The 25,669-nt window shown below is 72.4% G+C and carries 26 protein-coding genes and 1 pseudogene; 15 read left to right on the top strand and 12 right to left on the bottom strand.

Translation table 11 applies throughout. The features are described from left to right. Positions 1-51 precede the first annotated feature (51 nt). The 6 genes from E3N83_RS16075 (at position 52) to zwf (ending at position 6,006) form a co-directional block, all read left to right on the top strand. The gene (locus E3N83_RS16075; protein ID WP_191907833.1) at positions 52-876 is read left to right on the top strand and encodes a glycerophosphodiester phosphodiesterase; all 825 of its coding nucleotides are present in this window, start codon (positions 52-54) and stop codon (positions 874-876) included. Positions 877-886: 10 nt separating this feature from the next. After that, positions 887-1,504 carry a GrpB family protein gene (locus E3N83_RS16070; RefSeq protein ID WP_202879249.1) on the top strand — a complete coding sequence of 206 codons (618 nt, stop codon included), beginning with the start codon at positions 887-889 and terminating at the stop codon, positions 1,502-1,504. Beyond that, positions 1,501-1,989 (top strand): GNAT family N-acetyltransferase, encoded by a 489-nt coding sequence (locus tag E3N83_RS16065; RefSeq protein WP_151084173.1) that lies wholly within the window; start codon positions 1,501-1,503, stop codon positions 1,987-1,989. The genes E3N83_RS16070 and E3N83_RS16065 overlap by 4 nt, the downstream gene beginning before the upstream one ends. A 70-nt stretch (positions 1,990-2,059) precedes the next feature. After that, positions 2,060-3,463 carry a coiled-coil domain-containing protein gene (locus E3N83_RS16060; protein WP_151084172.1) on the top strand — a complete coding sequence of 468 codons (1,404 nt, stop codon included), beginning with the start codon at positions 2,060-2,062 and terminating at the stop codon, positions 3,461-3,463. Next, entirely contained in the window at positions 3,460-4,482 is a 1,023-nt protein-coding gene (locus E3N83_RS16055) for a DivIVA domain-containing protein (RefSeq protein ID WP_151084171.1), read from the top strand. Before E3N83_RS16060 ends, E3N83_RS16055 begins: the two co-directional genes overlap by 4 nt. A gap of 84 nt (positions 4,483-4,566) precedes the next feature. Next, positions 4,567-6,006 (top strand): glucose-6-phosphate dehydrogenase, encoded by a 1,440-nt coding sequence (zwf, locus tag E3N83_RS16050; RefSeq protein WP_151084170.1) that lies wholly within the window; start codon positions 4,567-4,569, stop codon positions 6,004-6,006. Positions 6,007-6,015: 9 nt separating this feature from the next. Here zwf and E3N83_RS16045 read toward each other — a convergent pair whose 3' ends face one another. Continuing rightward, complete coding sequence (locus E3N83_RS16045; RefSeq protein ID WP_151084169.1) at positions 6,016-6,615, bottom strand: SecDF P1 head subdomain-containing protein; 600 nt, start codon at positions 6,613-6,615, stop codon at positions 6,016-6,018. Between the two features lie 90 nt (positions 6,616-6,705). Between E3N83_RS16045 and E3N83_RS16040 the strand changes: the two genes are divergently transcribed. Beyond that, complete coding sequence (locus tag E3N83_RS16040) at positions 6,706-7,563, top strand: aldo/keto reductase (RefSeq protein WP_151084168.1); 858 nt, start codon at positions 6,706-6,708, stop codon at positions 7,561-7,563. Positions 7,564-7,634: 71 nt separating this feature from the next. Here the strand turns inward: E3N83_RS16040 and E3N83_RS16035 are convergent, their stop codons facing one another. Next, positions 7,635-8,147, bottom strand: a complete 513-nt coding sequence (locus E3N83_RS16035) for a MarR family winged helix-turn-helix transcriptional regulator (protein WP_238342942.1) — start codon at positions 8,145-8,147, stop codon at positions 7,635-7,637. 19 nt (positions 8,148-8,166) lie between these two features. Here E3N83_RS16035 and E3N83_RS16030 point away from each other — a divergent pair, with 19 nt between their 5' ends. Further along, complete coding sequence (locus E3N83_RS16030) at positions 8,167-9,090, top strand: EamA family transporter (protein ID WP_151084167.1); 924 nt, start codon at positions 8,167-8,169, stop codon at positions 9,088-9,090. A gap of 13 nt (positions 9,091-9,103) precedes the next feature. On the opposite strand, the gene E3N83_RS16025 is transcribed toward E3N83_RS16030, so the two are convergent. Continuing rightward, positions 9,104-9,658, bottom strand: a complete 555-nt coding sequence (locus tag E3N83_RS16025) for a hypothetical protein (protein WP_151084166.1) — start codon at positions 9,656-9,658, stop codon at positions 9,104-9,106. 236 nt (positions 9,659-9,894) lie between these two features. Between E3N83_RS16025 and E3N83_RS16020 the strand changes: the two genes are divergently transcribed. Continuing rightward, on the top strand, positions 9,895-10,776 hold the full coding sequence (locus tag E3N83_RS16020; RefSeq protein WP_151084165.1) for a hypothetical protein: 882 nt from the start codon (positions 9,895-9,897) through the stop codon (positions 10,774-10,776). Between the two features lie 21 nt (positions 10,777-10,797). Here the strand turns inward: E3N83_RS16020 and E3N83_RS16015 are convergent, their stop codons facing one another. From E3N83_RS16015 to E3N83_RS15985, 7 genes are all read right to left on the bottom strand, one after another. Continuing rightward, positions 10,798-12,069, bottom strand: coding sequence for an MFS transporter (locus E3N83_RS16015; protein ID WP_238342941.1), 1,272 nt, complete (start codon positions 12,067-12,069; stop codon positions 10,798-10,800). Between the two features lie 90 nt (positions 12,070-12,159). Continuing rightward, positions 12,160-13,572: a cytochrome P450 gene (locus E3N83_RS16010; protein WP_151084163.1), complete on the bottom strand. Its 1,413-nt coding sequence runs from the start codon at positions 13,570-13,572 to the stop codon at positions 12,160-12,162. A 103-nt stretch (positions 13,573-13,675) separates the two neighbouring features. Continuing rightward, complete coding sequence (locus tag E3N83_RS16000) at positions 13,676-16,609, bottom strand: helix-turn-helix transcriptional regulator (RefSeq protein WP_191907832.1); 2,934 nt, start codon at positions 16,607-16,609, stop codon at positions 13,676-13,678. A 34-nt stretch (positions 16,610-16,643) separates the two neighbouring features. Then, on the bottom strand, positions 16,644-16,796 hold the full coding sequence (locus tag E3N83_RS19635) for a hypothetical protein (protein WP_191907831.1): 153 nt from the start codon (positions 16,794-16,796) through the stop codon (positions 16,644-16,646). Positions 16,797-16,927: 131 nt separating this feature from the next. Then, positions 16,928-18,085: an imidazolonepropionase gene (gene hutI, locus E3N83_RS15995; RefSeq protein WP_151084161.1), complete on the bottom strand. Its 1,158-nt coding sequence runs from the start codon at positions 18,083-18,085 to the stop codon at positions 16,928-16,930. Then, the gene (locus E3N83_RS15990) at positions 18,082-19,431 is read right to left on the bottom strand and encodes a formimidoylglutamate deiminase (protein ID WP_151084160.1); all 1,350 of its coding nucleotides are present in this window, start codon (positions 19,429-19,431) and stop codon (positions 18,082-18,084) included. The genes hutI and E3N83_RS15990 overlap by 4 nt, the downstream gene beginning before the upstream one ends. Continuing rightward, positions 19,428-20,618 carry an allantoate amidohydrolase gene (locus tag E3N83_RS15985; RefSeq protein ID WP_151084159.1) on the bottom strand — a complete coding sequence of 397 codons (1,191 nt, stop codon included), beginning with the start codon at positions 20,616-20,618 and terminating at the stop codon, positions 19,428-19,430. Before E3N83_RS15985 ends, E3N83_RS15990 begins: the two co-directional genes overlap by 4 nt. A 10-nt stretch (positions 20,619-20,628) precedes the next feature. Here E3N83_RS15985 and E3N83_RS15980 point away from each other — a divergent pair, with 10 nt between their 5' ends. From E3N83_RS15980 to E3N83_RS15970, 3 genes are all read left to right on the top strand, one after another. Continuing rightward, positions 20,629-21,243 carry a nitroreductase family protein gene (locus tag E3N83_RS15980; protein ID WP_151084158.1) on the top strand — a complete coding sequence of 205 codons (615 nt, stop codon included), beginning with the start codon at positions 20,629-20,631 and terminating at the stop codon, positions 21,241-21,243. A gap of 107 nt (positions 21,244-21,350) precedes the next feature. After that, complete coding sequence (locus tag E3N83_RS15975; protein ID WP_151084157.1) at positions 21,351-21,800, top strand: TspO/MBR family protein; 450 nt, start codon at positions 21,351-21,353, stop codon at positions 21,798-21,800. 41 nt (positions 21,801-21,841) lie between these two features. Further along, complete coding sequence (locus E3N83_RS15970) at positions 21,842-22,399, top strand: DnaJ family domain-containing protein (protein WP_151084156.1); 558 nt, start codon at positions 21,842-21,844, stop codon at positions 22,397-22,399. A 168-nt stretch (positions 22,400-22,567) separates the two neighbouring features. On the opposite strand, the pseudogene E3N83_RS15965 reads toward E3N83_RS15970, so the two are convergent. Further along, a pseudogene (locus E3N83_RS15965) lies at positions 22,568-22,978 on the bottom strand (group II truncated hemoglobin); the annotation flags it as partial. Between the two features lie 99 nt (positions 22,979-23,077). Here E3N83_RS15965 and E3N83_RS15960 point away from each other — a divergent pair. Continuing rightward, positions 23,078-23,359 (top strand): YciI family protein, encoded by a 282-nt coding sequence (locus E3N83_RS15960; protein WP_151084155.1) that lies wholly within the window; start codon positions 23,078-23,080, stop codon positions 23,357-23,359. A 4-nt stretch (positions 23,360-23,363) separates the two neighbouring features. Here the strand turns inward: E3N83_RS15960 and E3N83_RS15955 are convergent, their stop codons facing one another. Then, entirely contained in the window at positions 23,364-23,603 is a 240-nt protein-coding gene (locus tag E3N83_RS15955; RefSeq protein WP_151084154.1) for a WhiB family transcriptional regulator, read from the bottom strand. A gap of 174 nt (positions 23,604-23,777) precedes the next feature. Between E3N83_RS15955 and E3N83_RS15950 the strand changes: the two genes are divergently transcribed. Then, positions 23,778-24,032, top strand: coding sequence for a DUF3311 domain-containing protein (locus E3N83_RS15950; protein ID WP_151084153.1), 255 nt, complete (start codon positions 23,778-23,780; stop codon positions 24,030-24,032). Next, positions 24,029-25,666, top strand: coding sequence for a monocarboxylate uptake permease MctP (mctP, locus tag E3N83_RS15945; RefSeq protein ID WP_151084152.1), 1,638 nt, complete (start codon positions 24,029-24,031; stop codon positions 25,664-25,666). The genes E3N83_RS15950 and mctP overlap by 4 nt, the downstream gene beginning before the upstream one ends. The last annotated feature ends 3 nt before the right edge of the window (positions 25,667-25,669 follow it).

Raw genomic sequence — 25,669 nt, 5'->3', positions numbered from 1 at the left:
AGAAGCGTCCGATCGGTCCGAACTTCGCGGCAGCGGCGCTACGGTTCGGCTGTGGCGGCACGACACCGGGTCCTGGTCTCGGCCCACCGGTGCGGCTACGCCGAGCTCAGCGCCGCCGGGGCGAGCGACCGCAGCCTGGAGAACTCCGTGGAGGGCATCGCGCATGCCGCGGCGGTCGGTGCCGACTACGTCGAGTTCGACGTACGGCGCTGCAGCGACGGCACGTGGGTGATCGCTCACGACCCCGGGGTCGGGCCGGTCGGCGATCACCACCTGATCCGCAAGCTGAGCTGGGCCGACCTGCACGCCCGGGCACCCGAGGTGATGCTGCTCTCGGACTTCCTCGCCGCCCTCGCACCGACCGGGATCGGCGCGCACGTCGACATGAAGTTCGCGACCTCGCAGCACGACCGGGACGCTGGGCGGCTCTGGGAGATCGACCTGCTCGAGGTGCTCGTCGCCTCCCTCGACCCCGCGCGGATCATCATGACCACCGGCAACAGCGACGCGACCAACGCGATGCGCGACTGGATCGCCGACCGCGGCCTGGGCATCCTCGTCGGGCTGAGCATCGGCGCCAGCGTGCGGAACCTGACGTGGCGCGAGGCCGCGAGGAGCCTGCTCGGACAGCTCTTCCCCCGGCAGCGCTTCGAGGCCTCCCGGGCCGATGCCGTGGCCGCTCACTACGCCCTGGCGATAGTCCGGCTGACCCGCTGGACGGCGCGGATCGGGGTCCCCCTGCTGGTGTGGACCGTCGACAGCCCCCGGCTCCAGCGGCGACTCCTGCGTGACCACCGGGTCTGGATGATCACCACCAACTGGCCGGCGCGTGCGATCGCGCTGCGGGACACCCCCCGTCCGCGCGGCCGCGGTTAGCGTGGGGTCCGTGCGCCCGACGAACGAGGAGATCACCCGCCACTACTTCGACGACCCCCCACCGGGTGCCGACCCGTGGGTGGACGGGCCCTCGCAGCCCTACGAGATCGTGGTGACCGAGTACGACGCCCGCTGGCCGGCCGACTTCGCCCGGGTCGAGGGCGCGATCCGCGACGCGCTCGGCGAGCGGGTCCTCGAGCTCCACCACGTCGGCTCCACCTCCGTCGCGGGCCTGCCGGCCAAGCCGGTGATCGACGTCGACCTCGTGGTCGCCGACCCGGCCGACGAGGCGTCGTACCTCCCGGAGCTGGAGGCCGCCGGGTTCGTCCACACCATCCGCGAGCCGTGGTGGCACGAGCACCGGCTGGTCACGTACGCCGACCCGGTCGCCTACGTGCACGTCTTCGGTCCCGGCTGTCCCGAGGTGGTCCGACACCTGATGTTCCAGGCCTGGCTGCGCGACCACCCCGACGACCTGGCGGCGTACGCCGACGCGAAGCGGACCGCGGCAGCCGCGATGAACGCCCGCCCCGGCGGCGGCACCGGGATGGACTACAACCGGCACAAGGAGCCGGTCGTGCTGGCGATCTACGACCGGATGTTCCGGGCCCACGGCCTCCTGCCGTGACGGCCACCCGCCCCGCCGCCGAGCAGGACCTCGCCGCCGTGGCCGCGATCTACGCCGAGCAGGTCCGCACCGGCATCTCGACCTTCGACCTCGAGCCACCGGCGGTCGACTACTGGCAGCACCGGCTCGAGAGCACCGAGCCCGGCGACCACTTCCTGGTCGCCGACGTCGACGGTGACGTGGTCGGCTTCGCCTACTCCTCGTCGTACCGTCCCCGGCCCGGCTACCGGCTGACCCGCGAGACGTCGGTCTACATCGCGGAGCAGGCGCGCGGTCAGGGCCTCGGCCGTCGGTTGTACGACGACCTGCTGCCGCGCCTGGGCGCCGACGGGATGCACGTGGCGCTGGCCCTGGTCGCGCTGCCCAACCCGGCCAGCCAGGCCCTGCACGAGTCGTGCGGCTTCGCGCATCTGGGCACGATGCGCGAGGTCGGCCGCAAGTTCGACCGCTGGATCGACACCGCGTGGTACCAGCTCGCCTTGTGACCCCGCCCCGATGCCGTCCGAGAGTGGTCATAGGCTCCCCAAGTCGGCCAACCTCTGGGAGGATCGCCAGATGACTGCGATGCAGCAGGGACCCCCGGGACCCGGCCCCGCAGAGGACACCGAGCGGGCCGCGGCACTGCTCCGCCACGCCCAGCGGGTCGCCGACGAGCTCCAGAGCCGGGCCGAGGACGAGGCCGGCCGGCTCACCGACGAGGCCCGCTCGCTGCACGAGGAGGTCGGCCGCCTGCACGCGGAGGCGACCCGCGCCCACGACCTGGCCCGCAAGGTGCTGGACGACGGCTCCGCGGACGCACGTCAGATCGTGGCCGACGCCGGTGACCAGGCCCGGCTGCTGATGGAAGCCGCCCAGACCCATCACGACCAGATCCTGGCCGAGGGCGAGAGCAGCGCCGCCGAGCGGCTCGCTGCGGCCGACCAGACGCTGCACGACGCCCGCACGGAGGCCGAGCGCCTGGTCTCCGAGGCTCGCGAGCGAGCGGACGGCATGGTCACCGCGGCGCGCGCCCAGGCCGACCAGCAGGACTCCGAGACCCGCGACCTGGTCGAGACCCGGGTCGCAGACGCCAACTCCCAGGTCGAGAAGCTCCTCGCGGCCGCCCAGGCCGAGGCAGCCGGGCTGCACGAGGCCGCCGAGGTCGCGGCGCGGACCGCGCGCGAGGACGCCGACGCCGCCTCCGCCCAGATCCGGCAGCAGGCCGCGCAGGTCCTCGCCGAGGCCCAGGCGCAGGCCGGCGAGCTGCTGGCCGCGGCGCAGGTGGAGGCCAGGCGCGAGCTGGCAGCGGCCGCCGAGCAGACGACCTGGACCCAGCAGACCGTCCGGTCCCTGCTCGAGACCGCGGAGCTCGAGGCCGAACGACTCCGGCACCTCGGGCATCGGCAGGCCGGCGCTCGGCTCCAGCAGACCCGTCAGCAGATCGCTGCCGCCTCGAGCCGGCTCCGCGAGCGACTGGCCGACGAGGGCGGCTCCGCCCGCCTCGAGGCCGACGACGTACGACGGCAGGCCGGGCAGGAGCGCGACCTCGCCGCCCGCGACGCCGCGGACACCCGCGCTCTGGGCGAGGCCGATGCCGCCCGGATCCGCCAGGACGCCGAGGACGCCGCCGCCCAGCTCGAGGAGCGGGCCCGGCACCGCCTGGCCGAGGCCGAGACCGGAGCCCGGGCCCTGCGGCGGCAGGTCGCCGACGAGGTCCTCCAGAAGCAGCGCGACGCCGACGACGAGCTGCGCCGGGCCCGCACCGAAGGAGCCCAGCTCGTGGCGAGTGCGCGGGCCGAGGCCGACGAGCTGCGGACCCAGGCCCGTCGTACCCTCGAGGACGCCCGCGCCGAGATCGCCCTGCTCGCACGACGCCGGGACGGCATCACCGCCGAGCTCGGTCAGCTGTCCGGCGTCATCCAGGCGCTGGCCGTTCCCACCCCCACCCATCCCCCTCCCCCTCAGGATCCCCAGCCGTGACCGATTCCACCGAGTTCCGCACCGTGATGCGGGGTTACGACCCCGCCGAGGTCGACCACCGCATCGACGAGCTGTCCGCAGCCGTCACCGCGCTCACCCAGCAGCGAGACGGGCTCGCCGCCCGGGTCGAGGAGCTGCATGCGGCGAGCACGTCGTCGGCCGAGCCCCCGAGCTACGAGCACCTCGGAGCCCGGGTCGGCGAGATCCTCTCCCTCGCCGACGCCGAGGCGGCCGAGCTGCGCAGCAAGGTCCACGACGAGTCGGACGCCCATCGTGCGAACGCCGAGCAGTACGCCACCTCGGTGCGCGAGGAGGCCGACCGCTACACCGCGAACGCCCGCAGCCAGGCCGATGCCGAGTCCTCGCGGATCGTCGAGGACGCCCGCAAGGCGGCCGACGAGCACCGCGACAGCGCCGAGCGGGCCGCCTCGGTGCGGATGCAGGAGGCTGAGGCGGTCTACGAGGAGCAGCGCGCCCGCGCCGCCAAGGCGGCGGCGGACTTCGAGACCACCCTGGCCGGTCGTCGGCAGGCGGCCGAGGAGGAGTTCACCCAGAAGATGGCGGCCGCCCAGGCCCGGCTCGAGGAGGCCGGCGAGTTCGCCGACCGCACCCGCGCCGAGGCCGAGGCGGCCCGGGTCCAGGCAGCCAAGGAGGCCGCCCGGCTGGCGGAGGAGGCGCGCGAGAAGGCCGAGCAGATCATCGGCGAGGCGAAGGCCTCCGCCGAGCGGATCCGGGCGGACACCGACCGCGAGCTGGCCGCCGCCACCCAGCGCCGCGACAGCATCAACGCCCAGCTGGCCAACGTCCGCCAGATGCTGGCCACGCTGACCGGGACCGCACCGTTCTCCCTGACCGGCTTCGGTGACGCCGAGGAGGCGTGGGCCGAGCCGGACGCCGCCGGTGCGGACGTCGACGTCCCGGCCGAGGCCGAGGCCGCGCAGACGCCGGACGACGACGCGGACGCCGTCACGGACGCCGACGCCGACGCCGACCAGGAGTCGCTGGCCCACCGCAGTTGAACGGCGGGCGGGTTCGCTCCTCGAGGACCCGCCCGTTCCGGCCCCACCCTTCTCTTACGACGGCCGTGGGGGCAGGCTGGTCACATGCCTCTGAAGCCCACGACCGTCGTCCTCTTCGGCGCCACCGGCGACCTGTCCCGGCGCAAGCTGTTGCCCGGCCTGCTGCACCTGTTCCAGTCGGGGCTGATGCGCGACGTCCAGGTCGTCGGTACGTCGCTCGAGGAGCACGACCGCGACTCGTTCATCGAGTTCGCCCACCAGGCCGTGCTCGAGTTCGCCGGTGACGACGGCGACACCGACGGCTGGTCGGAGTTCGCCAAGCTGCTGCACTGGGCACCCGGTGACACCGGGCCGGAGGGGCTCCGCCGCTGCATCGAGGAGGCGGAGGGCGAGCGCACGGCGGAGTTCGACCGCCTGCACTACCTCAGCGTGCCGCCCAAGGCCGCCCTCGCCGTCGTGCACGAGCTCAAGGAGGCGGGCCTGGTCAAGCGCAGCCGGATCATCATGGAGAAGCCGTTCGGCACCGATCTGGCCAGCGCGAAGAAGCTCAACGCCGAGCTGCACCAGGTCTTCAAGGAGGACCAGATCTTCCGGATCGACCACTTCCTGGGCAAGGAGGCCGCCCAGAACATCCTGGCGTTCCGGTTCGCCAACGGCCTGTTCGAGCCGATCTGGCATCGCAACCACGTCGACCACGTGCAGATCGACGTCCCCGAGGAGCTCGGCCTCGAGCAGCGCGCGTCGTTCTACGAGAGCACCGGTGCGTACCGGGACATGGTGGTCACCCACCTGTTTCAGGTGCTGGCCTTCACCGCGATGGAGCCTCCGACGGCGCTCGAGCCCTACGCCATCAGCGAGGAGAAGAACAAGGTGTTCCGCTCGATGTGCGCGATCGAACCGACCGACGTGGTCCGTGGCCAGTACGTCGGCTACCGCGACATCGAGGGGGTCGCGCACGACTCCGAGACCGAGACCTTCGTCGCGCTCAAGTGCTACGTCGACAACTGGCGGTGGGCCGGGGTGCCGTTCTACCTGCGCACGGGCAAGCGGATGGCCGAGGGGGCCCGGATCATCTCGATCGCGTTCCGTGAGCCGCCCCGCTCGATGTTCCCGCCGGGCTCGGGAGTCGGCGATCACGGCCCCGACCACCTGACCTTCGACCTGGCCGACCAGGCCAAGATGTCGCTGTCGTTCTACGGCAAGCGGCCCGGGCCGGGCATGAAGCTCGACAAGCTGTCGATGCAGTTCGCCATGCACGACACCGGCTGGGCCGGAGCGGTGCTCGAGGCCTACGAGCGCCTGATCTACGACGCCGCCCGCGGCGACCGGACGCTCTTCACCAGCGCCGAGGGCATCGAGCGGCTCTGGGAGCTGTCCACGCCACTCCTGGAGAACCCCCCGATCGTCCGGCCCTACGCGCAGGGCTCGTGGGGACCCAACCAGATCCACCAGCTGGTCGCGCCGTTCGCCTGGCGGCTCCCGTTCGAGCGCCAGTGGCGCAACCCGAACGAGGTGGGCTACTGACCGGCCGGGCTACGACGCGGTGATCTGACCGGCCAGCTTCGTGGCCTGGGCCTTGGTGTAGCTGCCGGTGATCGTCAGGCGCTCGGCCGAGAAGTGGGGATCCACGATCACCGAGGTGATCACGCTCCCGCCGAAGCAGAAAGCCAGCTCGGTGCCGACCATCGACTGGGCGTCGGAGTCGAGGGTGGCCGCGGCCGTGGGATCCAGGGTGAGCCGGAGGAAGTAGAGGTTCTTGTGGCCGATCTGGTGGATGTGCGCCTTGGTCACGTCACCGGTGACGACGGGGTCCTTCAGCAGGAACACGGTCTTGCCGGCGTCGCACTCCATCAGCATTCCCTGGAGCTCGGCCGGGTCCATCGGGCAGGCCTGCGAGGACATCGCGTCGAGCAGGGCCTTGGGCACCTGCGGCCCCAGGGGTACGCCGGTGGCGTAGCGCGCGTAGACCGGTCGCAGCTCGAGCTGCCCGCTCGCGGTGGTGCCGGTGGTGCCGCCACTGGTCGGCGTCGTGGAGCCCCCGGCCCCACCCGGGGTGGAGCTCGAGCCCGAGCCGCAGGCGGTGGCCAGGGACGCCACCAGGAGCAGCGGGGCGAGGGTTCTCAGGAGTCGCACGGCCCCCATCTAACAGGGTGACCACAACCGATCCGAGGCCGGCGAACGCCTCCGCGGAATAAGTTGCGCAATCGTGTTGTCGGGCCCTGCATGACTGTTTCCAGCAACTCCGTCCCGAACGTCACCCTGAACGACGGCCGCGAGATCCCGCAGCTCGGGTTCGGGGTCTTCCAGGTGCCGCCCGACCAGACGCAGCAGACCGTCGAGACCGCGCTCGAGGTGGGCTACCGCCACATCGACACCGCGCAGATGTACGGCAACGAGGCCGAGGTCGGGGCCGCGGTGGCGGCCGCAGACATCCCGCGCGACGACCTGTGGATCACCACCAAGCTCAACAACGGCTTCCACCGGCCCGACGACGCGCGCCGCGCCTTCGGGGAGTCCCTGGATCGACTGGGGCTCGACCAGGTCGACCTGTTCCTGATCCACTGGCCGCTGCCCACCCGCTACGACGGCGACTTCGTCTCCACCTGGGAGACGCTGGTCGAGCTCCGCGGCGACGGCCGGGCACGGTCGATCGGGGTCTCCAACTTCGAGCCGGAGCACCTCGACCGGATCGTGGAGGCGACCGGCGTCGTACCCGCGGTGAACCAGATCGAGGTGCACCCGTTCTTCGGCAACGAGGCGGCCCGCGCGGCCGGCGCGCGGCACGGCACGGTCACCGAGGCGTGGGCCCCGATCGCCAAGGGCCGCGTGAACGACGACTCGACCATCGCCGAGATCGCCGCCCGGCTGGACCGCACCCCCGCCCAGGTGGCGCTTCGGTGGCAGCTCCAGCGTGGTGACATCGTGTTCCCGAAGTCGATGCGCCGGGAGCGGATGGCGGAGAACTTCGCGATCTTCGACTTCGAGCTCTCCGACGACGACCTGGCCACGATCACCGGGCTCGACCGCGGCGAGGACGGCCGGATCGGCCCCCACCCGAACACCATGGACTGGCTGGGCTGAGGCGCCGTCTCGGGATAGTCCGGCACGTACGGCACCGTCCGGGCGCCCCGAAAGGTGCCAGGGGTGCCGGACTATCCCTCCAAGGTCTGACCCCAGCGGCGCAGGAGGTCGGCGAGCTGGGTCCGCTCCTGAGCGGTGAGGCCCGACACCAGCCGCTGCTCGTTCGCGACGTGGCGGGCCATCAGACGGTTCACGAGCACGAGGCCGGTCTCGGTCAGCCGGATCCGGCGCGACCGTCCGTCCGACGCGCTGACGGTGCGAGTCACCAGCCCTCCCTGCTCGAGCCGGTCGATCCGTTTGGTCACCGCCGACGACGTCACCATGGTCGAGGCTCCGAGCTCGCCGGGCGTCAGCTCGTAGGGGGCGCCGTGCCGGCGCAGGGTGACCAGCACGTCGAAGTCGCCGTCCCCGAGCCCCTCCTCGGCGAAGACACGTCGGAGCTCGACGTTCAGCACGTCCGCGAGCCGGTGGAGGCGTCCGATCAGGCCGATCGGCGAGGCGTCGAGATCGGGGCGCTCGCGAGCCCACTGCGCCAGGATCGCGTCCACGTGGTCCGGGTCCATGGCCTTCACTATATCTTCCATGGAAGGTATATTACCTTCCATGGAAACTATCTCCTGGAGAACGCTCGCCCTCACCGCCTTCGCGCCCGCCGCGTGGGGTACGACGTACCTCGTCACCGAGCGCCTCCTTCCGCCCGACCGGCCGCTGCTCTCGGCCACTCTGCGAGCGCTCCCGACCGGGCTCGTGCTCCTCGCCGTCACCCGTCGGCTTCCCCCGCCCGGCTGGTGGTGGCGGGCGATCCTCCTCGGGCTGTGCAACATCGGGCTGTTCTTCCCGCTGCTCTTCCTGGCCGCCTACCGGCTGCCCGGCGGCCTCGCCTCCACCCTGCAGGCCACCTCGCCGCTGGCGGTGATGGCCCTGGCCGCGCTGGTGATCGGGGAGCGGGCCGGGCCGCGGCGGATCGCGGGCGCCGGTGTCGGCCTGCTCGGTGTCACGCTCCTGGTGCTGCGCTCGCCCGGGCACCTGGATGCCCTGGGGCTGGTCGCCGCCTTCGGCTCCGTGGTCGTGTCGGCGCTGGGGTTCGTGCTGGTCAAGAGGTGGACCCCGCCGGTCGACCTGCTGACCCTGGTGTCGTGGCAGCTGGTCGTCGGCGGCCTCGCCCTGCTGCCGGTCGCCTGGCTCTTCGAAGGTCCTCCACCGCACCTCGGGGCTCAGGCCGTGTCGGGCTACCTGTGGCTGATGGTCGCCGGGACCGGCCTGGCCTACTGGTGCTGGTTCACCGGGCTGCGCGCCATGCCCGCGGGCGCGGTCGCCCTGGTCGGCCTGGTCAACCCGGTCGTCGGCACCGGGCTCGGCGTGGTGGTGGCCGGCGAGGCGTTCGGGTGGCCGCAGGCGCTCGGCATGGTGCTCGTGCTCGGCGGCGTGGTCGCCGGCCAGCGGAGCACCTCCGGTGGGCGTGCCGACCAGAGACGTAGCGGCGAGCACCTGGCGGCGCGACCGGACGAGCTGTGCGGCGCGGCCTGACACCGAGCCGGGCTCAGCGAATGGTCACCTTGATCTCGTTGGAGGCGATGTGGGTGTCCGAGTCGACCACCCGGAAGCGGTTCACCCCGGGCGTGCCGGTCTGGATGTAGGTCGAGAACGTCCCGTTGGTGACCGTCGCCGAGACCGAGTAGAAGCCCTGCCAGGAACCGTTGCTGAACTTCTCGACGTTCAGCACCGCACCCTCCCCACCGGGGTAGGTGCCGCTCAGGTCGATCCGACCCATCGGGGCGACGGTCTGCTCGCCGGCCTGGAGCGAGATCTGCTTGCGGGGGTGGGTGCGGACGCGGGGGCTGTGCGACGCGCTGCTGGAGGTGGGCGCCGAGCCCAGCGTGATGGACGGACCACTCGCGGGCTGCGTCTTCTGCGGCTTCGGGAGGTACATGGTGGCCCCGGCGGCGCCGGGGCCCCCGTCGGCCCGTCCGCCGCCCAGGCCCAGCACATGGGCACCGGCCACGACGGCGAGCGCGGCGACGAGTCCGACCGCGAGCGCCACGCCCACCAGGGCAGCCAGACCGGCGAGCACCGGGCGTTGCTCGTCCACACTCACCCTCAGCACACCTCCTGGACCGGAACTTTCCCTCGACACCGCTCGTCGCCGTGGCCATTGTCGCCGAGCGGACAAGCCCGCCCTCGGCCGGGTCATCCCGGAGGATGATTCGGCGCCTCCCAGGTCATCCTCGGGAGTGATTCTCCGCGTCGATGCGTGACGGACCGGCCGACGCCGCCTAGAACTGCCCCCAAGGGTTCCGCAGGGGGGCTCCCGATCAGGAGGAGAGACTCGAGATGCACACACGTTCCCGTGCGGCGGCGACCACAGCGCTGCTGCTCACGGCTTCGGTGACCGGGCTGGCCGCCGTGAGCGGCGCCGCCCAGGCCACCACACATACGCACACGGCGGCCCGCTCGGCCGCCGCTCCGGTCTTCACGATCAAGGCGAACAAGGGCAGCCTCAAGCTCTCGAGCGCCCAGATCAAGCCCGGCAAGACCATGTTCAAGGTCGTCCGCGGAACCGCCAACGGCTCGATCCAGCTGCTCCGGCTGAAGAGCGGTTACACGCTCGCGGACCTGGCCGCGGACATCGGGCCGCTCATGGCCGGGGATGTCCCGACCGTGCAGCGCGTCGACAAGAACGTCGTGTTCTACGGCGGCATGCCGATCCCCGCACCCGGCGCCAAGCCCAACATGTGGGGCACCGACATCGACAAGGCCGGCACGTACTACGTGATCAACCTCAAGCGGAACACCGTCGGCACTTTCAAGGCCAAGGGTGCCCACCAGACGCGGTCCCTGCCGTCGGCCGACGGCAAGCTCGGCATGAAGGGCTCGATGAGCTTCAAGGCGCCGGCTTCCAACCCGCACCGCGGCTGGATGAAGTCGACCAACAACGCGATCCAGCCTCACTTCATCGACGTGGAGCAGGTTCGGAAGTCCACCACCGACCAGGACGTCATGAACTGGCTGATGAACCCGTCGGGTCCGCCGACGTTCTTCAAGCAGGGCGGCGCCACGGCCTCGACCGAGGTGATCAGCCCCGGACACACCATCGTGTGGAAGTACCACGTCCCGAAGGGCCAGTACGTCTCGCTGTGCTTCTACCCGGACAAGGACAGCGGCGCGCCGCACGCCTTCGCCGGGATGATGTTCGCGCTGTTCGGCATGAACTGACCCGGTCGCACCCGCGGGGTGCTACTGGGCAGGGTTGACGCGCTCACCGGCGAGCTGCCGGGCCTGTCTCTGGGCCACGGCATGCTCGTCGGTGCGTGCGTCGTACGACCAGAAGTCGTGCAGCCACATCGCGGTCAGCGCGACGCCGCCCACGCAGGCCACGCCGCCGCTGACGATCGAGCCGCGGACCGTCCAGCGGTCCGCCACGAGGCCGGCGCGCACCTGCCCTCCGAGCGGCCCGACGGAGTAGCTGAGCATCTCGATGCCGGCCAGCCGTCCGCGCAGGTTGTCCGGGATGGTCTGGCTCCAGATGGTGCCGCGGAAGAGCGCCGAGATCATGTCGGCGGCGCCGGCGCAGGTGAAGAAGAAGAGCGCACCCCAGATCGTCGGAGCCATGCCCGCCATCGCGATGAAGGCGCCGTAGGCCATCGCCGCCAGGACGATCGCCCGGCCGTGCCGCCGGACCCGTGAGGTCCAGCCCGACAGCGCGGTCGCGATCAGCGCGCCGACCGTCTCCGCGGAGTAGAGCAGGCCGAGCAGGTGCGGGTTGCCGAAGACCTCCGCGGCCAGTGCGGGGAAGAGCACCACCGGCATCGCCAGCAGCATCGCGGCGATGTCGACGACGTAGGTGCCCAGCAGGTCGCGCCGGCTCATGGCGTACCGGAGCCCGAGCTTGATGCCGCGCAGGCTAGGCGGCTCGGTCTCGCCGACGTGCGGGTAGCGCCGCATCGCGGCGTAGAGCATCGAGGCGACGAAGAGGCCGACGATGTCGACCAGGAAGCACCAGGCCGGACCGAACGACGCCACCAGGACGCCACCGAGGGCCGGGCCGGCCAGCACGCCGAACTGCATGCCGAGGCTGCTCAGCGCGTTGGCCGCGATGATCTCGTCGTGCCGGACTGTGCGCGGCAGCAGCGCCTCGCGCGACGGCCGCTGCATCGCCGACGACGACGCCAGGAGCCCGGAGACCAGGAAGATCTCCCACAGCCGCGGATGGCTGGAGAAGGCGTTGATCGCCAGCCACGCGGTGAAGGCGGCCTGGGCGATCCCAGTCCAGATCAGCAGCAGTCGACGGTCCATGTGGTCGGCCAGGGCACCGCCGTACAGCCCGAAGACGATCAGCGGGACGAGCTCGGCCAGGCCGACCGCGCCGACCGCCAGGTTGGAGTGGGTGAGCTGGTAGATCTGGAAGGGAATGGCGACGTAGGTCATCATCCCGCCGAAGTAGAAGACGGTCCCAGCGATCAGCAGCAGCCGGAAGTCCCGGTGCTCGCGGAAGGGGCGGATGTCCATCCGCGTAGCAGCGATGCGTGCCCCCCAGCCCATGACCCCTCAGTGTGACGGGCCCGATGGCACTCAGTCAGACGTTCGCCCAAATCGTGATCAGCCGACGCGGATCCGGGCTCCGCGCCGCGGGACGCTGGTGATGTTGCGGACCCGGGGCCGGTCCGCGCCCACCGCCGTCACGTCGTACGACGTGAGCACCTGGCGGAGCACGGCCACGCCCTCCATCAGCGAGAACCCGGCCCCGATGCACCGCCGCACCCCGCCCCCGAAGGGGATCCAGGTGTTCACCGGAGGGTTGTGCCCGACGAACCGCTCGGGGTCGAAACGGGACGGGTCGGAATGGTTGTCCGGGCGGGCGTGGGTGAGGATGATCGAAGGCCCCACGGTCGCCCCGGCCGGCAGGTCCCAGCCCCCGACCGTGGCCGGCCGGATCAAGGTGCGGACCACCATCGGGATCACCGGGTGGAGGCGCATGGACTCCTTGAGCACCGCCTCGAGCCAGTCGTCGTCACCCTCTCCGGCCGCCGTCCGCGCCCGGACCAGCTGCGCGGGGTCGCGACCGAGCTCGTAGAGCGCCCAGGCGAGCGCCGTGGCGGTGGTCTCGTGGCCGGCCAGGAGCAGCGTCACGAGCTGGTCGCGCAGCTCCTCGTCGGTGAGCCGGTCCCCACCGTCGGCGGCGCTCGACCCGTTCGTCGCCTCCTGGGGTGGGGCGGCACGGATCAGCCGGGACAGCACGTCGGTGCGCTCGGCGAGGTCGGCGGCAGCACGACGCTCGCGGATCTCGGCGTAGATCAGCCGGTCGAGCGCGTAGGCGTTGTCGACGGTCTTCCTCCAGGGGCCGAACCTCTGCAGGGCCGGATAGCCCCAGCCCAGCAGCACCGCGGGGCTGATGTTCACGGTCCGGTTGACGCAGGGCCGGAGCCGGGCCAGGCGGTCCTCGTCGGTCACCCCGAAGACCACGCGGAGGATCACCTCGAGGGTCAGGGCGTTCATCCGGTCGAGGCTGCGGAGCTCCTGACCGGGCCGCCAGCGCGCCACCTCGTCCCGCGCCACCTCCTCGACCAGGGAGCGGTAGCCGCGCAGCGCCTGGCCATTGAAGGCAGGCATCAGCAGCGCACGGGCGCGCTTGTGCGCGGAGGAGTCCTGGAGGAGGAGCGAGTGCTCACCCATGATCGGGCCGAGGATCGCGTTGGCCTTGCCCGCATGGAAGACCTCGGGGTCGCCGGCGAAGATCTCCTTGGCGTGCTCCGGCCTGGTGAAGAGCACCAGCGGCCGGCCACCCGGCACGACCCGCACGGTGAACACGTCGCCGTACTCCCGCCACAGATGCGGCACGAACTGGTGCCGGAACCGCAGCAGGCCCACGCTCTGCAGCCAGACCGGCCAGCGCGGTCCGGGTGGCAGCCCGGTGGTGTCGACGGGTGGGGCGGTGTCGCCCCCGAAGGGACGCATCCGCTCGAAGCGTCGCGCGGTCAGGGCTGACGGGTCGGTCTCGAGGGTGGTGGGCATGGCGGCTCCGTTCCTGTCGCCATACTAGGAGTACGTCGATCAGGCCCCGACGCGCCGGCGCGACCCGCGGCGCCGGTGCCGGTGCCGGTGCCGGGGCCGGGGCTCAGCCGATCAGGCCGTCGCGACGGGCGATGGCGGCGGCCTCGGTGCGGCCCGACGCCGCGAGCTTGCCCAGGATGTTGGACACGTGGACCGACACCGTCTTGGTGCTGATGAACAGCTGGCGCCCGATCTCACCGTTGCTGCGACCCTCGGCGACCAGAGCCAGGATCTCGGTCTCCCGGGGCGTCAGCGTCGGCCGCGCCGACGGCACCGAGGTGGGCCGGCCCGGCTGGCGCAGCGGCCCGAGCATGGCCAGCAGGGGCGCCGCGTCGAGCCGACCGGCCACGTCGGAGACAGCCACGGCCAGCTCGCGAGCCGCGTCTGCATCACCGGTGGCCGCCAGCAGGGTCGCGAGCCGGGCCCGCACGACCGCCAGCTCGTAGGGATCGGCGAAGACCTCGGCCCGGCGCTCGGCCCGGCGCCAGGCCTCCACGAGCTCGTCGTGGTTCGGCGGGTCGATGTCCGCGGCCCATCTCCAGCGGAGCAGCTCGGCGTCCAGTCGGGCCTCCCAGGCGCGGGCCTCGGGCCCCCAGGACACCAGAGCGTCTCCGCGCCGGTCGAGCACCCCGTGGGCGTCGGCTGCCAGACGGGTGACGACGTCGTGGTCGTCGGCGCGCTCGGCGGCGCTGCGGTGGGTGGCCCCCGACGCGAAGGCCGACAGCGTGATCGTGGCCAGGCGCACCCGGGCCTGGAACTGCGGGTGCCAGATCCGGGTCAGGGTGTCCACGATCAGGCGGTACGTCGTGTGGGCGGCCGCCTGGTCGCCGGCCTGCTCGTGCAGCATCAGCTCGGCCGAGCCGCCGGTGATCGCGATCAGCCCCTCGAGCGGCCAGAAGTCGTGCAGCTCCCGCGCGAGCTCACCGGCGGCCGTCTCGCCCCGGGCGGCCATCACCTGGGCCCGGGTGGCGGTCATCAGGGCGCGGTAGATCGGCGGTGGCGACTCCCGGCTGATGTCGAGCACCTGGAGCGCCTCGTCCCACCGGCCCTGAAGCCTCAGCGAGACCGCGTGGGTCCAGCGCGCCTCGGCCGCCCAGGGCACCCAGGGGGTGCCGACGGCACGGGCGCGGGCCCTGGTGCGCTCGAACGCCTCGTCCGCCCGCCCGAACTCACCGAGGTCGAGGTGGTGGTGCCCGAGCAGCAGGAGGGCCCGGAGCTCGGCGTTGGCGGCGCCGGCCGCAGCGGCATCCTCGCTCGCGGCGCGCAGGGCCTCCGCGATCGACTCCGGTGAGACACTGCGCTCGAGCCCCACCAGCGTGGTGCGGATGTCACTGGCGAGGCGGGGCATGTCGAGCCGCTCGGCCAGGGCGAGGGCGGCCATCGCCACCGGCCGCCCTTCGTCCTTGCGGCCGGCCCGGGCCAGGGTGCGGGCGTGGGCTGCGAGCACCTTGGCCCGGGCGTTGGTCGGCTCGTCCGGGACCAGCGCAACGGCCGCACGCGTCAGCTCGGTCGGGTCCTCGGAGGTCTCGGTCATCACCAGCGTCCCCGCGAGCACCCCCATGATCTGGCCCCGGACGGAGTCGTCGGTGCCCTCGGGGAGGTGGTCGAGCTGCTCGCGGACCACGCCGAGCGCGCGAGCCGGGTGGCCGGCGGCGACCAGCGCGTCGGAGACCAGGCCCACCAGACGTGGGTAGTCGAGTCCGGTGTCCTCGGGCAGGCGCGAGTCGTGCCAGAGCTCGAGCGCCTGGAGGTAGTGGAACGCCGCCTCCTCCGCACCGCCGACGCCGCGGGCGTCGTCACCCGCGCGCAGGCTCGCGGTGAGCGCGGTGGCGTAGTCGTGGGCAAGGCGCGCGTGACGCGCGAGCTCGGCCGCGGTGCCGGTCGCGCGACCCTCGAGCAGGGCGCGGGCGTAGGCGGCGTGGAGGGCGGTGCGCTCCCCGGGCAGCAGGTCGTCGTAGACCGCCTCGGCCAGCAGGGCGTGGCGGAACTGGTAGAAGTCGTCGTCGCGGCTGGGCACCAGCACATGGCCCTCGACGGCGTCGCGCACGGCCCGGTCGAGGTCGGCCGGGGACACGTCGACCACGGCGCTCAGGGCCGCGTGGGAGACCCGGCGCCCGGCGACGGCCGCGGCCCTGACGACCGTGACGGCGGCTTCGTCGAGCCCCTGCAGACGGACCAGGAGCACGTCGGCGAGGTCCACGGGCACACCTCCGCCGCGCGCCCAGGTGGCGCCGACCAGCTCTTCGACGAAGAAGGCGTTGCCCTCGGCGCGGGTCACGATGTCGCTGAGGCACTCCTCGGACATCGGGTCGGGGTGCAGCTCCTGGACCAGACGGCGTACGTCGGCAGCGGCCAGGGGCTCGAGCTGGAGGCGCTCGACGCCACTCATCCGCGCCCACTCGGCGACCTGGCGGCGGAGCGGGTGACGGCGGTGGAGGTCGTCGGAGCGGTAGGAGGCGGCGAGGGCGACCGGGGCCTCGAAGCCGCGGCTGAACAGGAAGCTCATCAGGTCGCGGGTCGACTGGTCGGCCCAGTGGAGGTCCTCGACGACGAGGAGCGTCGGCCGCCGGGCGCCGGCAGCCTCGGCGAGCGCGTGGACGCCGTCGAAGAGGGCACCCTGGTCGGCGGGCAGCGACTCGGGGTCGGTGGCCTGGCTCAGCATCCGCTGGCCGGGCAGGAGCCGGAGGAGGGCGGGGTGGCGGGCGGCGACGTCGTCGAAGACATCGGGCAGCTCGCGGGAGATCCGGCCGGTGATCTCGGAGAAGGGGAGGTAGGGCAGTGCGCTGTCGGTGAAGTCGAGACAGTGCCCGGCCAGCACCTGCCAGCCGTTGTCGATCGCCCGGTCGCGCAGCTCGGTGAGCAGCCGGGTCTTGCCGACGCCGGCGTCGCCGGCCAGGAGGATCGCGGATCGATCAGCCACGTCGCCCGACGACGAGATGCCGAGCGTGGAGCAGAGGTGCTCCAGCTCGGCATCTCGACCGACCAGCGGCGACGTCATGCGGTCCATGATGTCGTGGACCACGGACACCACGTCAGCTGATCCAGTTCTTCTCGTTGGTCGCCGCGGCGGCGCCGTTCGCCGCGACGCGCTTGCGCCAGCGGCGGTAGCGCACCGGGCGCAGCTCGTTGCGGGTGCGGTTGGCGCGGTAGTGGTACTCGCCCTCCAGCAGGTACAGGTCGTTCATGGCTCTCATCCCTTCGTATCCGTGACTGATACGACGAGACTGCGCCTGTGAGGTAGGCCCGGACATCGGCACCGTGCCCTATCTCTGGCTCGCCCCTACCTCAGACCGACCCCGCGCCGCGGGCTGCTACCTCAGACGGGACGTCCACCCACCCAGGTGCCGGTGACGAGAGGGACGCCCGGGCGGTAGGCCAGGTGGACGTGGCTCGGCGCGTCCAGCATCACGAGGTCCGCCCGGCTGCCCGGCACCAGCCTGCCGATGTCGGTGCGGTCGAGGGCCGCGGCGGCCGTCGCGGTGGCGGCGTGGACGGCCTCGGCCGGGGTCAGCCCCATCTCGCGAACCGCCAGGGCGATGCATAGCGGCATGGAGCTGGTGAAGCAGGAGCCGGGGTTGCAGTCGGTGGCGATGGCGACCCGGACGCCGGCGTCGAGGAGCGCCCGTGCGTCGGGATAGGGCTGCCGGGTCGAGAACTCCACCCCCGGCAGCAGGGTGGCGATCGTTCCGGAGTCGGCGAGGGCGGCGACGTCCGCGTCGGAGAGGTGGGTGCAGTGGTCGACGGCGGTCAGGCCGAGCTCCGCGCCGAGTCGTACGCCGGGTCCCCGGCCGAGCTGGTTGGCGTGCAGGCGGCCCTTCAGCCCGGCCGCCCGCCCGGCCAGGAGGATCGCCCGCGCCTGGTCCTCGTCGAAGGCCCCGACCTCGCAGAACACGTCGATCCAACGGGCGTGCGGCGCGCACGCGTCGAGCATCGGGCCGGTGACCAGCGCGACGTACTCCTCGGGGGTGGTGCCGTCGGGGACCACGTGCGCGCCCAGGAAGGTGGTCTCCTCGGTGAACTGCCGGGCAATGGCGAGGCTGCGGGCCTCGTCGAGGACATTCAGCCCGTAGCCGCTCTTGATCTCCACCGTGGTGGTGCCCTGACGGCGCATCTCGGCGACGAGGTGCGCGACGTGGCTGGTGAGCTGCTCGTCACCGGCGGCCCGGGTCGCGGCCACCGTGGTCCGGATGCCCCCGGCCGCGTAGGGCTCGCCGGCCATCCGGGCGGCGAACTCCTCGCCCCTGTCGCCGGCGAAGACCAGGTGGGAGTGGGAGTCCACGAAGCCCGGGATCACGGCGCGCCCACCCGCGTCGATCACCTGGTCGGCGGCGGGCGCGTCGACGGCCGCACCGACCCAGGCCACCGTCGTACCCTCGACGACGAGCGCGGCGTCGTGGATCGCGCCCAGCAGGTCGGGAGCGTCGGGCGCGTTGGTGACCAGCTCCCCGATGTGGGTGATCAGGGTCGCCGTCATGACCACAGTCTCCCCACCACGTCGGCCAGGTCGCGCCCGAGCTGCTGGCGGTCGGCGGCCCGGAAGACGACCCGACCGTCGACCACGACCTGGGTGACGTCCTCGGCCGCGGCGGCGAACACCGCCGTGTGCTCGTCGGCGCCGGTGCCAGCGGTGCGGGTGGTGTCGGTGGCGAGGGTGACCAGGTCGGCGCGCTCACCGACCGCGATCCGGCCCACGTCGTCCCAGCCCAGGGAGTCGTGGCGGGTGCCGGCCACGAGGAGCTCGGCCGCGGTCCAGTGGCCGCGGCTCCGGGAGGCGAGGCGCTCGTCGAGCTCGAGCGCGCGCATCTCCTCGAAGGGGTCGATCACCGCATGGCTGTCGCTGCCGAGGGTGAGCCGCGCCCCGGCGTCCTGCAGGGCCCTTCCGGGGCCGATGCCGTCACCGAGGTCGCGCTCGGTGGTGGGACAGAAGTCGACGTACGCCCCCGAGCGGCCGATCAGCCGGACGTCGTCGTCGGTGAGGTGGGTGGCGTGGACGAGCGTGTTGTGGTCGGTCAGGTGGCCGGCCTCGGCGAAGACCTGGGTCGGGGTCAGGCCGTAGGCCGCCAGGCACTCGTCGTTCTCCGCGACCTGCTCGGAGAGGTGGATGTGTAGCGGGGAGGCGGTCCGGGTGCGCATCTGGTCGCGGGGTACGGCGCGCACCGAGTGGTAGGCGCCGGCGATCCTGGTCCGCTCGTCGCCGGTCAGGCTGTCGAGGCGCTCGCCCCAACCGTCGACGTCGCCGTCGCTGAACCTGCGCTGCACACCCTCCGGCGGCCGTCCGATGCCGGCGGTCAGGTAGCAGGTGTCGAGCAGGGTGAGCCGGATCCCGGCCCTGGTCGCGGCCTCGATGACGGCGCGGCCCATGGCGTTCGGGTCGTCGTACGGCGTGCCGTCGGGTTGGTGGTGCAGGTAGTGGAACTCCCCCACCGTGGTGATCCCGGCCGCGACCATCTCCCGGAAGGTGACCTCCGCCAGCGCGAGATAGGAGTCCGGATCCAGCCGCCCGGCGACGTCGTACATCTGCTCGCGCCAGGTCCAGAACGTGCCCGACCCGCGCTGGGTCCTTCCCCTCAGGGCCCGGTGGAACGCGTGGCTGTGGCAGTTCGCCAGCCCCGGGAGGGTGAGGCCGGGGAGGGGGGAGGTTTCACCGGTGGACCGGGGAAGCCGCTGCTTCTCGGCCGAAATTTCGGCCGAGAAGCGTCGGTCTCGGCCGAGAACCTCCACCCGGGAGAACCGCCCGTCCTCGATCTCCACCAACACGTCGTCGTGGACGGCGCCGTCCACCCAGGCCCGCTCGAGGAGGTACGACGTGGGGTCGCTCATGTGGCCAGCCGCTCGATGGTCTCGGCCAGGGCGTCGACCCCGGCCAGGCAGTCGGCCACCTCGGCGTGCTCGGCCGGTGAGTGCGACACCCCGGTCGGGTTGCGGACGAAGAGCATCGCGCTGGGGAACCCCCGTGCGGACAGGATCCCGGCGTCGTGCCCGGCCTGGGTGGCGATCACCGGCCAGTCGCCCTCCGCGTGGTCGGCGGCGATCCGGGCGGCCAGGTCGGCATCGAACTCGGTGGCGCCGGAGACCGACTCGGCGGTGACCGTGAGCGTCGTACCGTCCCGCTCGGCGCGCTCCTCCGCCTGCCGCGTGATCGTCGCGACCAGGTCGGCGAGGTGCGCGTCGGTCTCGGCGCGGACGTCCAGCCACGCGGTGACCGCCGAGGGCACGGAGTTGGTCGAGTTGGGCGAGGTCTCGAGCCGCCCGAACGTGGCCCGTTGCCCGGTCACCCGCGCCTGCTTGTTGGCTGCCAGCGCGGTCATCGCGTAGGTGAGCATCGGGTCGCGCCGGTCCTCCATCCGGGTCGTCCCGGCGTGGTTGGCGGTGCCGGCGATGTCGACGCGGTAGCGCCCGTGCGGCCAGATCCGGCTCGCCACCCCGATCGCCCGACCGCGGTCGACGAGGTCGCGTCCCTGCTCGACGTGCAGCTCCACGTAGCAGCCGACGCCGTCGAGCAGGTCGGACACGCCGCCCGCGACCACGTCACCGAACGCCGTACCGTCCCGGTCGCGGAGCTCCCGGGCCACCGCCCACGTCGTCGCCCCCGTGGCCAGGCGCGAGCCGAGGCAGGCCAGACCGAACCGCGACCCCTCCTCCTCCACGAACGCCGCCACCCCGACCGGACGCGTCGGTACGACGCCCCGCGCGCGCAGCCGGTCGAGCGCCGCGAACGACGACACCACGCCCAGCGGTCCGTCGTACGCTCCTCCGTCCAGCACCGAGTCCAGGTGCGAACCCACGAGCAATCGTGATAGTCCGCCAGGGCCCGGCTCCCACCAGGCGACCGCGTTGCCGAACGGGTCCTCCTCGACCCGCAGGTCGCGGGCGGCGGCCTGCTCGTCGAACCACGCCCGGAGCTCCTGCTCGGCTGCGGTGAACGGCTGCCGGAAGTAGCCACCCGAGCCCGCGGACCGCCCGATCGGCGCCAGCTCGGCCCACATCCGCTCGAAGTCGTCAGGCATGCTGAGGCCCATGGAGTTCCAGGACGTCGTACGACGGCGACGGATGATCCGTGACTACACCGACGAGCCGGTCGACCCCGCCTTCCTCGACCGCGCGCTGGCCAACGCGGTGCGCGCTCCGAGCGCGGGCTTCAGCCAGGGCTGGGCGTTCCTCGTCCTCGAGGATCGCGCCGACATCGACCGGTTCTGGTCGGTCACCACGAGCCCCGGCGAGCTGCCGGACAGCTGGCTGGCGGGCATGCGGACTGCGCCGGTGCTGATCGTGCCGTGCTCGAGCAAGGCGGCGTACCTCAGTCGCTACGCCGAGGCCGACAAGGGCTGGACCGACGAGGACGAGGCCCGCTGGCCGGTGCCGTTCTGGCACATGGACGCCGCGATGGCGAGCCTGCTGATCCTCCAGACCGCGGTCGACGAGGGGCTCGGCGCCTGCTTCTTCGGGATCCCGCCCGAGCACGACCGCGCATTTCGCCGGGAGTTCGGCATCCCCGACGACTTCGACCCCGTCGGCGCGATCAGCCTCGGCCACCGCACCACCGACGAGGCGCCGTCGGGCTCGCCGACCGCACGCCGGCGCAAGCCGCTGGCCGACGTCGTACACCGTGGATCCTGGGGCTCCCGGGGCTGACACGCCCACAGTCCACCGGTCCGCGGTCGCCGGGTCAACGCGCCACCCGGCCACCGACGTCTCGGATCCGAGAGGCGACCGCCCAGCGGCGCCCTAGGCTCGCCGGCATGGACCTCAAACGCCTGACCTTCGCCGTGGCCCCCGTCGTCGCCGCGGCCGGACTGGGCGGGCTGGCCTCGCGGGACGCGGCGGACACCTACGGGCGGCTGCGCAGGCCGGGCTGGGCGCCACCGGCGTCGGCGTTCGGCCCGGTGTGGTCGGGGCTGTACGCCGCCACGGCGGCCGCGGGCTGGCTGATGTACCCGCACGCCTCCGCCCGCACCAAGGCGCTCCACCTCACCCAGCTCGCCCTGAACGGCGCATGGCCGGGGACCTTCTTCGGGATCCGTGACAAGCGGAGCTCGCTGGTGGTGATCGCCGCCCTCGACACCGTGCTCGCGACCGAGATCCTCGCCCTGAGGCGCGAGACCCCGGCCGCTGCCGCCCTCCTCACGCCGTACCTCGCCTGGACGGGTTTCGCCACTGCCCTCAACGCCGCCGTCAGCGAACCTGTCTGACCGGTGGCGGGAACCCGCCCGGGTCGTGAGAAAATGTCGACATGGGTGACTCGGAGTCCCTCGACCGCACACCGGAGCGCGACGAGCGCACCGGGCGGGCCGCCGCGGCCCAGCGGATCCAGCGCCAGGACCGGTGGGTCGACCTCCAGATCCAGGAGGCGATGAAGCGCGGGGACTTCGACAACCTGCCCGGCGCCGGCAAGCCGATCGAGGGCCTCGGCGCCCAGCACGACCCCGACTGGTGGATCAAGAAGCTGGTCGAGCGCGAGAAGATCAGCGTCCTCCCGCCCGCCCTCCAGCTCCGCAAGGACGACGCCGAGCTCGACGCGGCGCTCGACCGTCACACCGCCGAGTCCGAGGTCCGGCGCCTGCTCGAGGACTTCAACGCCCGGGTCCTGCACGCGCGCTACACGCCGGTCGACGGCCCTCCGCTGGTCACGATGCCCCGCGACGTCGACGCCGAGGTGGACGCCTGGCGCGAACGCCGCCTGGCTCGCCGCCGTGCCGCAGAGGCCGATCGGGCGCGGGCCGCCGCCGAGCTGGCCCGCCCCGCCCCCGCGCCGGCCCCGCGCCGTCGCTGGTTCCGCCGCAGCCGCTGACGCAACAGTCCCGACCCGACCGCTCCGGGGCCTGACTTCCCAGCCGAAACCTCTGCTTCCCTGCCGAAATTTCGGCTGGGGAGCGACGATTTCACCGGTGAACCGGGGAAAGCCGCCCCCTGTCACCGCGCCGGCGGGCACCGAGAGCGCCGCCGGGCATCAGGGACGTTACGGCGGCGCGACGCCCCAGCCCCAGCGCGGCACGGGCGCGTGCTCCACGACCTCGGCGCCGGGCTGCGAGTTGTGCATCGCGATCCGGGTGCCCCACTCGAGATAGCCCACGAGCGCCGCGCGGAACTCGGGGTCGGCCGGGAGTGCCGCGTCGTCCGCGGCCCGGCTCATCAGCGATGCGAACCGGAGCCGCTGCTCGGCGGTGATGCCGAGATCGCGGTGGTGGGCCAGCATCGACTCGTAACCCCCGAGCTGCTCGGTGTAGGTCGACGGCCCGCCGAGCACCTCGACCCACCAGACCGTGACGTGGGCGCGGTGCTGCTCGCTCACCCCACCCGGGAAGAACGGCGACAGCAGGTCGTCGGCCTCGACGCGGTCGTAGAACGCGTCGATCAGGCGTCGGACGGCGGGCTCGCCACCGGCCTACTCGAACAGCGACGGCACCGGGTCGACCACGACGCCAGCCTAGCCGCGGGGTACGACGCACCCGATGCCTACGATGGCCACATGTTCGCCGTCCAGCTGTCCTTCTCCGACGACCCGGCCCGCCTGGACCACCGGCCCGCCCACCGTGAACGGCTGGCCGAGCTGGCCGCCGACGGGCGCCTCCTGGCGGCCGGACCCTGGTCCGACGAGTCGGGCGCCCTGCTGGTGTTCCTGGCGGACGACCGCGCGGAGGTCGACGCGATCATCGCCGCCGACCCCTACTACGCGGCGCCCGGCGTCGAGGTGGCGGGGGTGCACGAGTGGAACCCGGTGACCCGGCACCGGGCGCTCGCCGACCTGTGAGCCGTCAGCTCACCTGGGCCCGGCTCCGCTTCAGCTGACGACGCTCCTCGGCGTCGAGCCCGCCCCAGACGCCGTGGTCAGGTCCACTGGCGATGGCCCACTCGAGGCACTGGGTGCGGACCAGGCAGCGCCGGCAGACCTGCCGGGCCTCCTCGACCTGGAGGACCGCCGGCCCTCGGGTCCCCACCGGGAAGAACAGCTCCGGATCTTCCTTCAGGCATGACGCCTGGCTCCACCAGTCCACGGCGGACCTCCCCAATGATGCGAACGAGTCCCCGTGGTACGCCGGCCCGTACCCCGTGCCGCGCACCTCAAACCCGGACGACGTACGACGCCCGGGGGTGAGGGTTCTCGGCCTTCCCCGTCGGCGGTCCCGTGATTAGGGTCGTGCCTGGTTCAGACCGACTCGGAGGTTGCCATGTCCCAGGACTCACCCGCGCCCGCCCGCCGACACCCCACCGCACTGTGGGCGGTGATCCTGGTGGTCCTGCTGCCGGCCGTCGTGCTGCCGCTCTGGGTGCCGCTGTACGACAAGACGGACCCGACGCTGTGGGGCTTCCCGTTCTTCTACTGGTTCCAGTTCGCGATGATCCTGATGTCGGCGGTGCTCACCCTGCTCGCCTTCACCCTGTCCAGGGTCGCCGACCGGCGCCGTGGCGGGAGCGGCCGATGAGCGCCGTCGCCGTCACCGTCCTGGTCTTCCTGTTCCTGGTCGTCACGATCCTGGGCTTCGCCGCTGCCCGCTGGCGCCGGGCCGACCTCGACAGCCTCGACGAGTGGGGGCTGGGCGGGCGGGGCTTCGGCACCTTCGTCGCGTGGTTCCTGATCGGTGGCGACCTCTACACGGCGTACACCTTCATCGCCGTCCCCGCGACGTTGTACGCCGGCAGCGTGACCGGCTTCTTCGCCGTCCCCTACACGATCGTCGCCTACCCGATCATCTTCGTGTTCCTGCCGCGGCTCTGGTCGGTCTCCCACCGGCACGGATACGTCACGCCGGCCGACTTCGTGCACGGCCGCTACGGGTCCAAGACCCTGGGGCTGGCGATCGCCGTGACCGGCATCCTGGCCACCGCGCCGTACATCGCCCTCCAGCTGGTCGGCATCCAGTCGGTGCTCCAGGTCGCCGGGTTCGGCGGCAGCGGGAACTGGTTCCTCAAGGACCTCCCGCTGTTCATCGCCTTCGCCGTGCTCGCGGCGTACACCTACTCCTCGGGGCTGCGGGCACCGGCGCTGATCGCGTTCGTCAAGGACGTCCTGATCTACGTCGTGATCATCGTCGCGGTGATCTACCTGCCCCACAAGCTCGGCGGATGGGGCCACATCTTCAGCACCGCCGACGCCTCCTTCACGAAGTTCAACGGCGACAACGCCTCCGCGATCGCCTCCGGCCAGGCCGCCGGCAAGGGACTGATGCCGCCGCCGACACTGCACTGGGCCTACGCCTCGCTGGCCCTCGGCTCGGCCCTGGCCCTGTTCATGTACCCCCACTCCGTGACCGGCGTCCTGTCGACGCGCAACCGGGGCGTGATCCGCCGAAACGCGGCCCTGCTCCCGGCGTACTCCTTCCTGCTCGGGCTCCTGGCCCTGCTCGGCTTCATCGCCGTCGCCGCCGGCGTGACCGTGTCCGGCAACCCGCCCAACCCCCAGCTCGCGGTGCCGCAGTTGTTCGAGAACGAGTTCCCCGCGTGGTTCGCCGGGGTCGGCTACGCCGCGATCGCGATCGGGGCGCTGGTGCCGGCCGCGATCATGTCGATCGCGGCGGCCAACCTGTTCACCCGCAACATCTACCGGGCCTACCTCCGGCCCGACGCCACCCCGGCCGAGGAGGCGCAGGTCAGCAAGATCGCCTCGCTCGTCGTCAAGGTCGGCGCGCTGGTCTTCGTGCTGGCGCTGTCGAAGTCGTTCGCGATCAACCTGCAGCTGCTGGGCGGCGTCTGGATCCTCCAGACCTTCCCCGCGATCGTGGTCGGGCTCTACACGCGGTGGTTCCATCGGTGGGGCGTGCTGGCCGGCTGGGCCGCGGGGATGGCCTACGGGACGGTGGTCGCCTACCGGCAGGCCTCCCCGGTGCAGGCGCACTTCGGCAGCCCGCTGGCCCTCTTCCCCGGTACGTCGACCAAGGTCTACATCGCCGCGACCGCGTTCCTGATCAACCTCCTGGTGACCATCGTGCTGACGGTCGTGCTGAGGGCCGCGAAGGTCGATCCCGGCGTCGACCAGACCACGGAGGCGGACTACACCGCGGACGTCGACGACGAGGGCGTGGCGGCCGAGGTCGACCCTCACGCCCCCGCCCACGCCTAGCCG

The organism is Nocardioides cynanchi (genome assembly GCF_008761635.1).
GTDB classification, from domain to species: Bacteria; Actinomycetota; Actinomycetes; order Propionibacteriales; family Nocardioidaceae; genus Nocardioides; species Nocardioides cynanchi.
The sequence above is the reverse complement of the archived record's forward strand: the minus strand, read 5'-3'. Positions and strand labels throughout refer to the sequence as shown.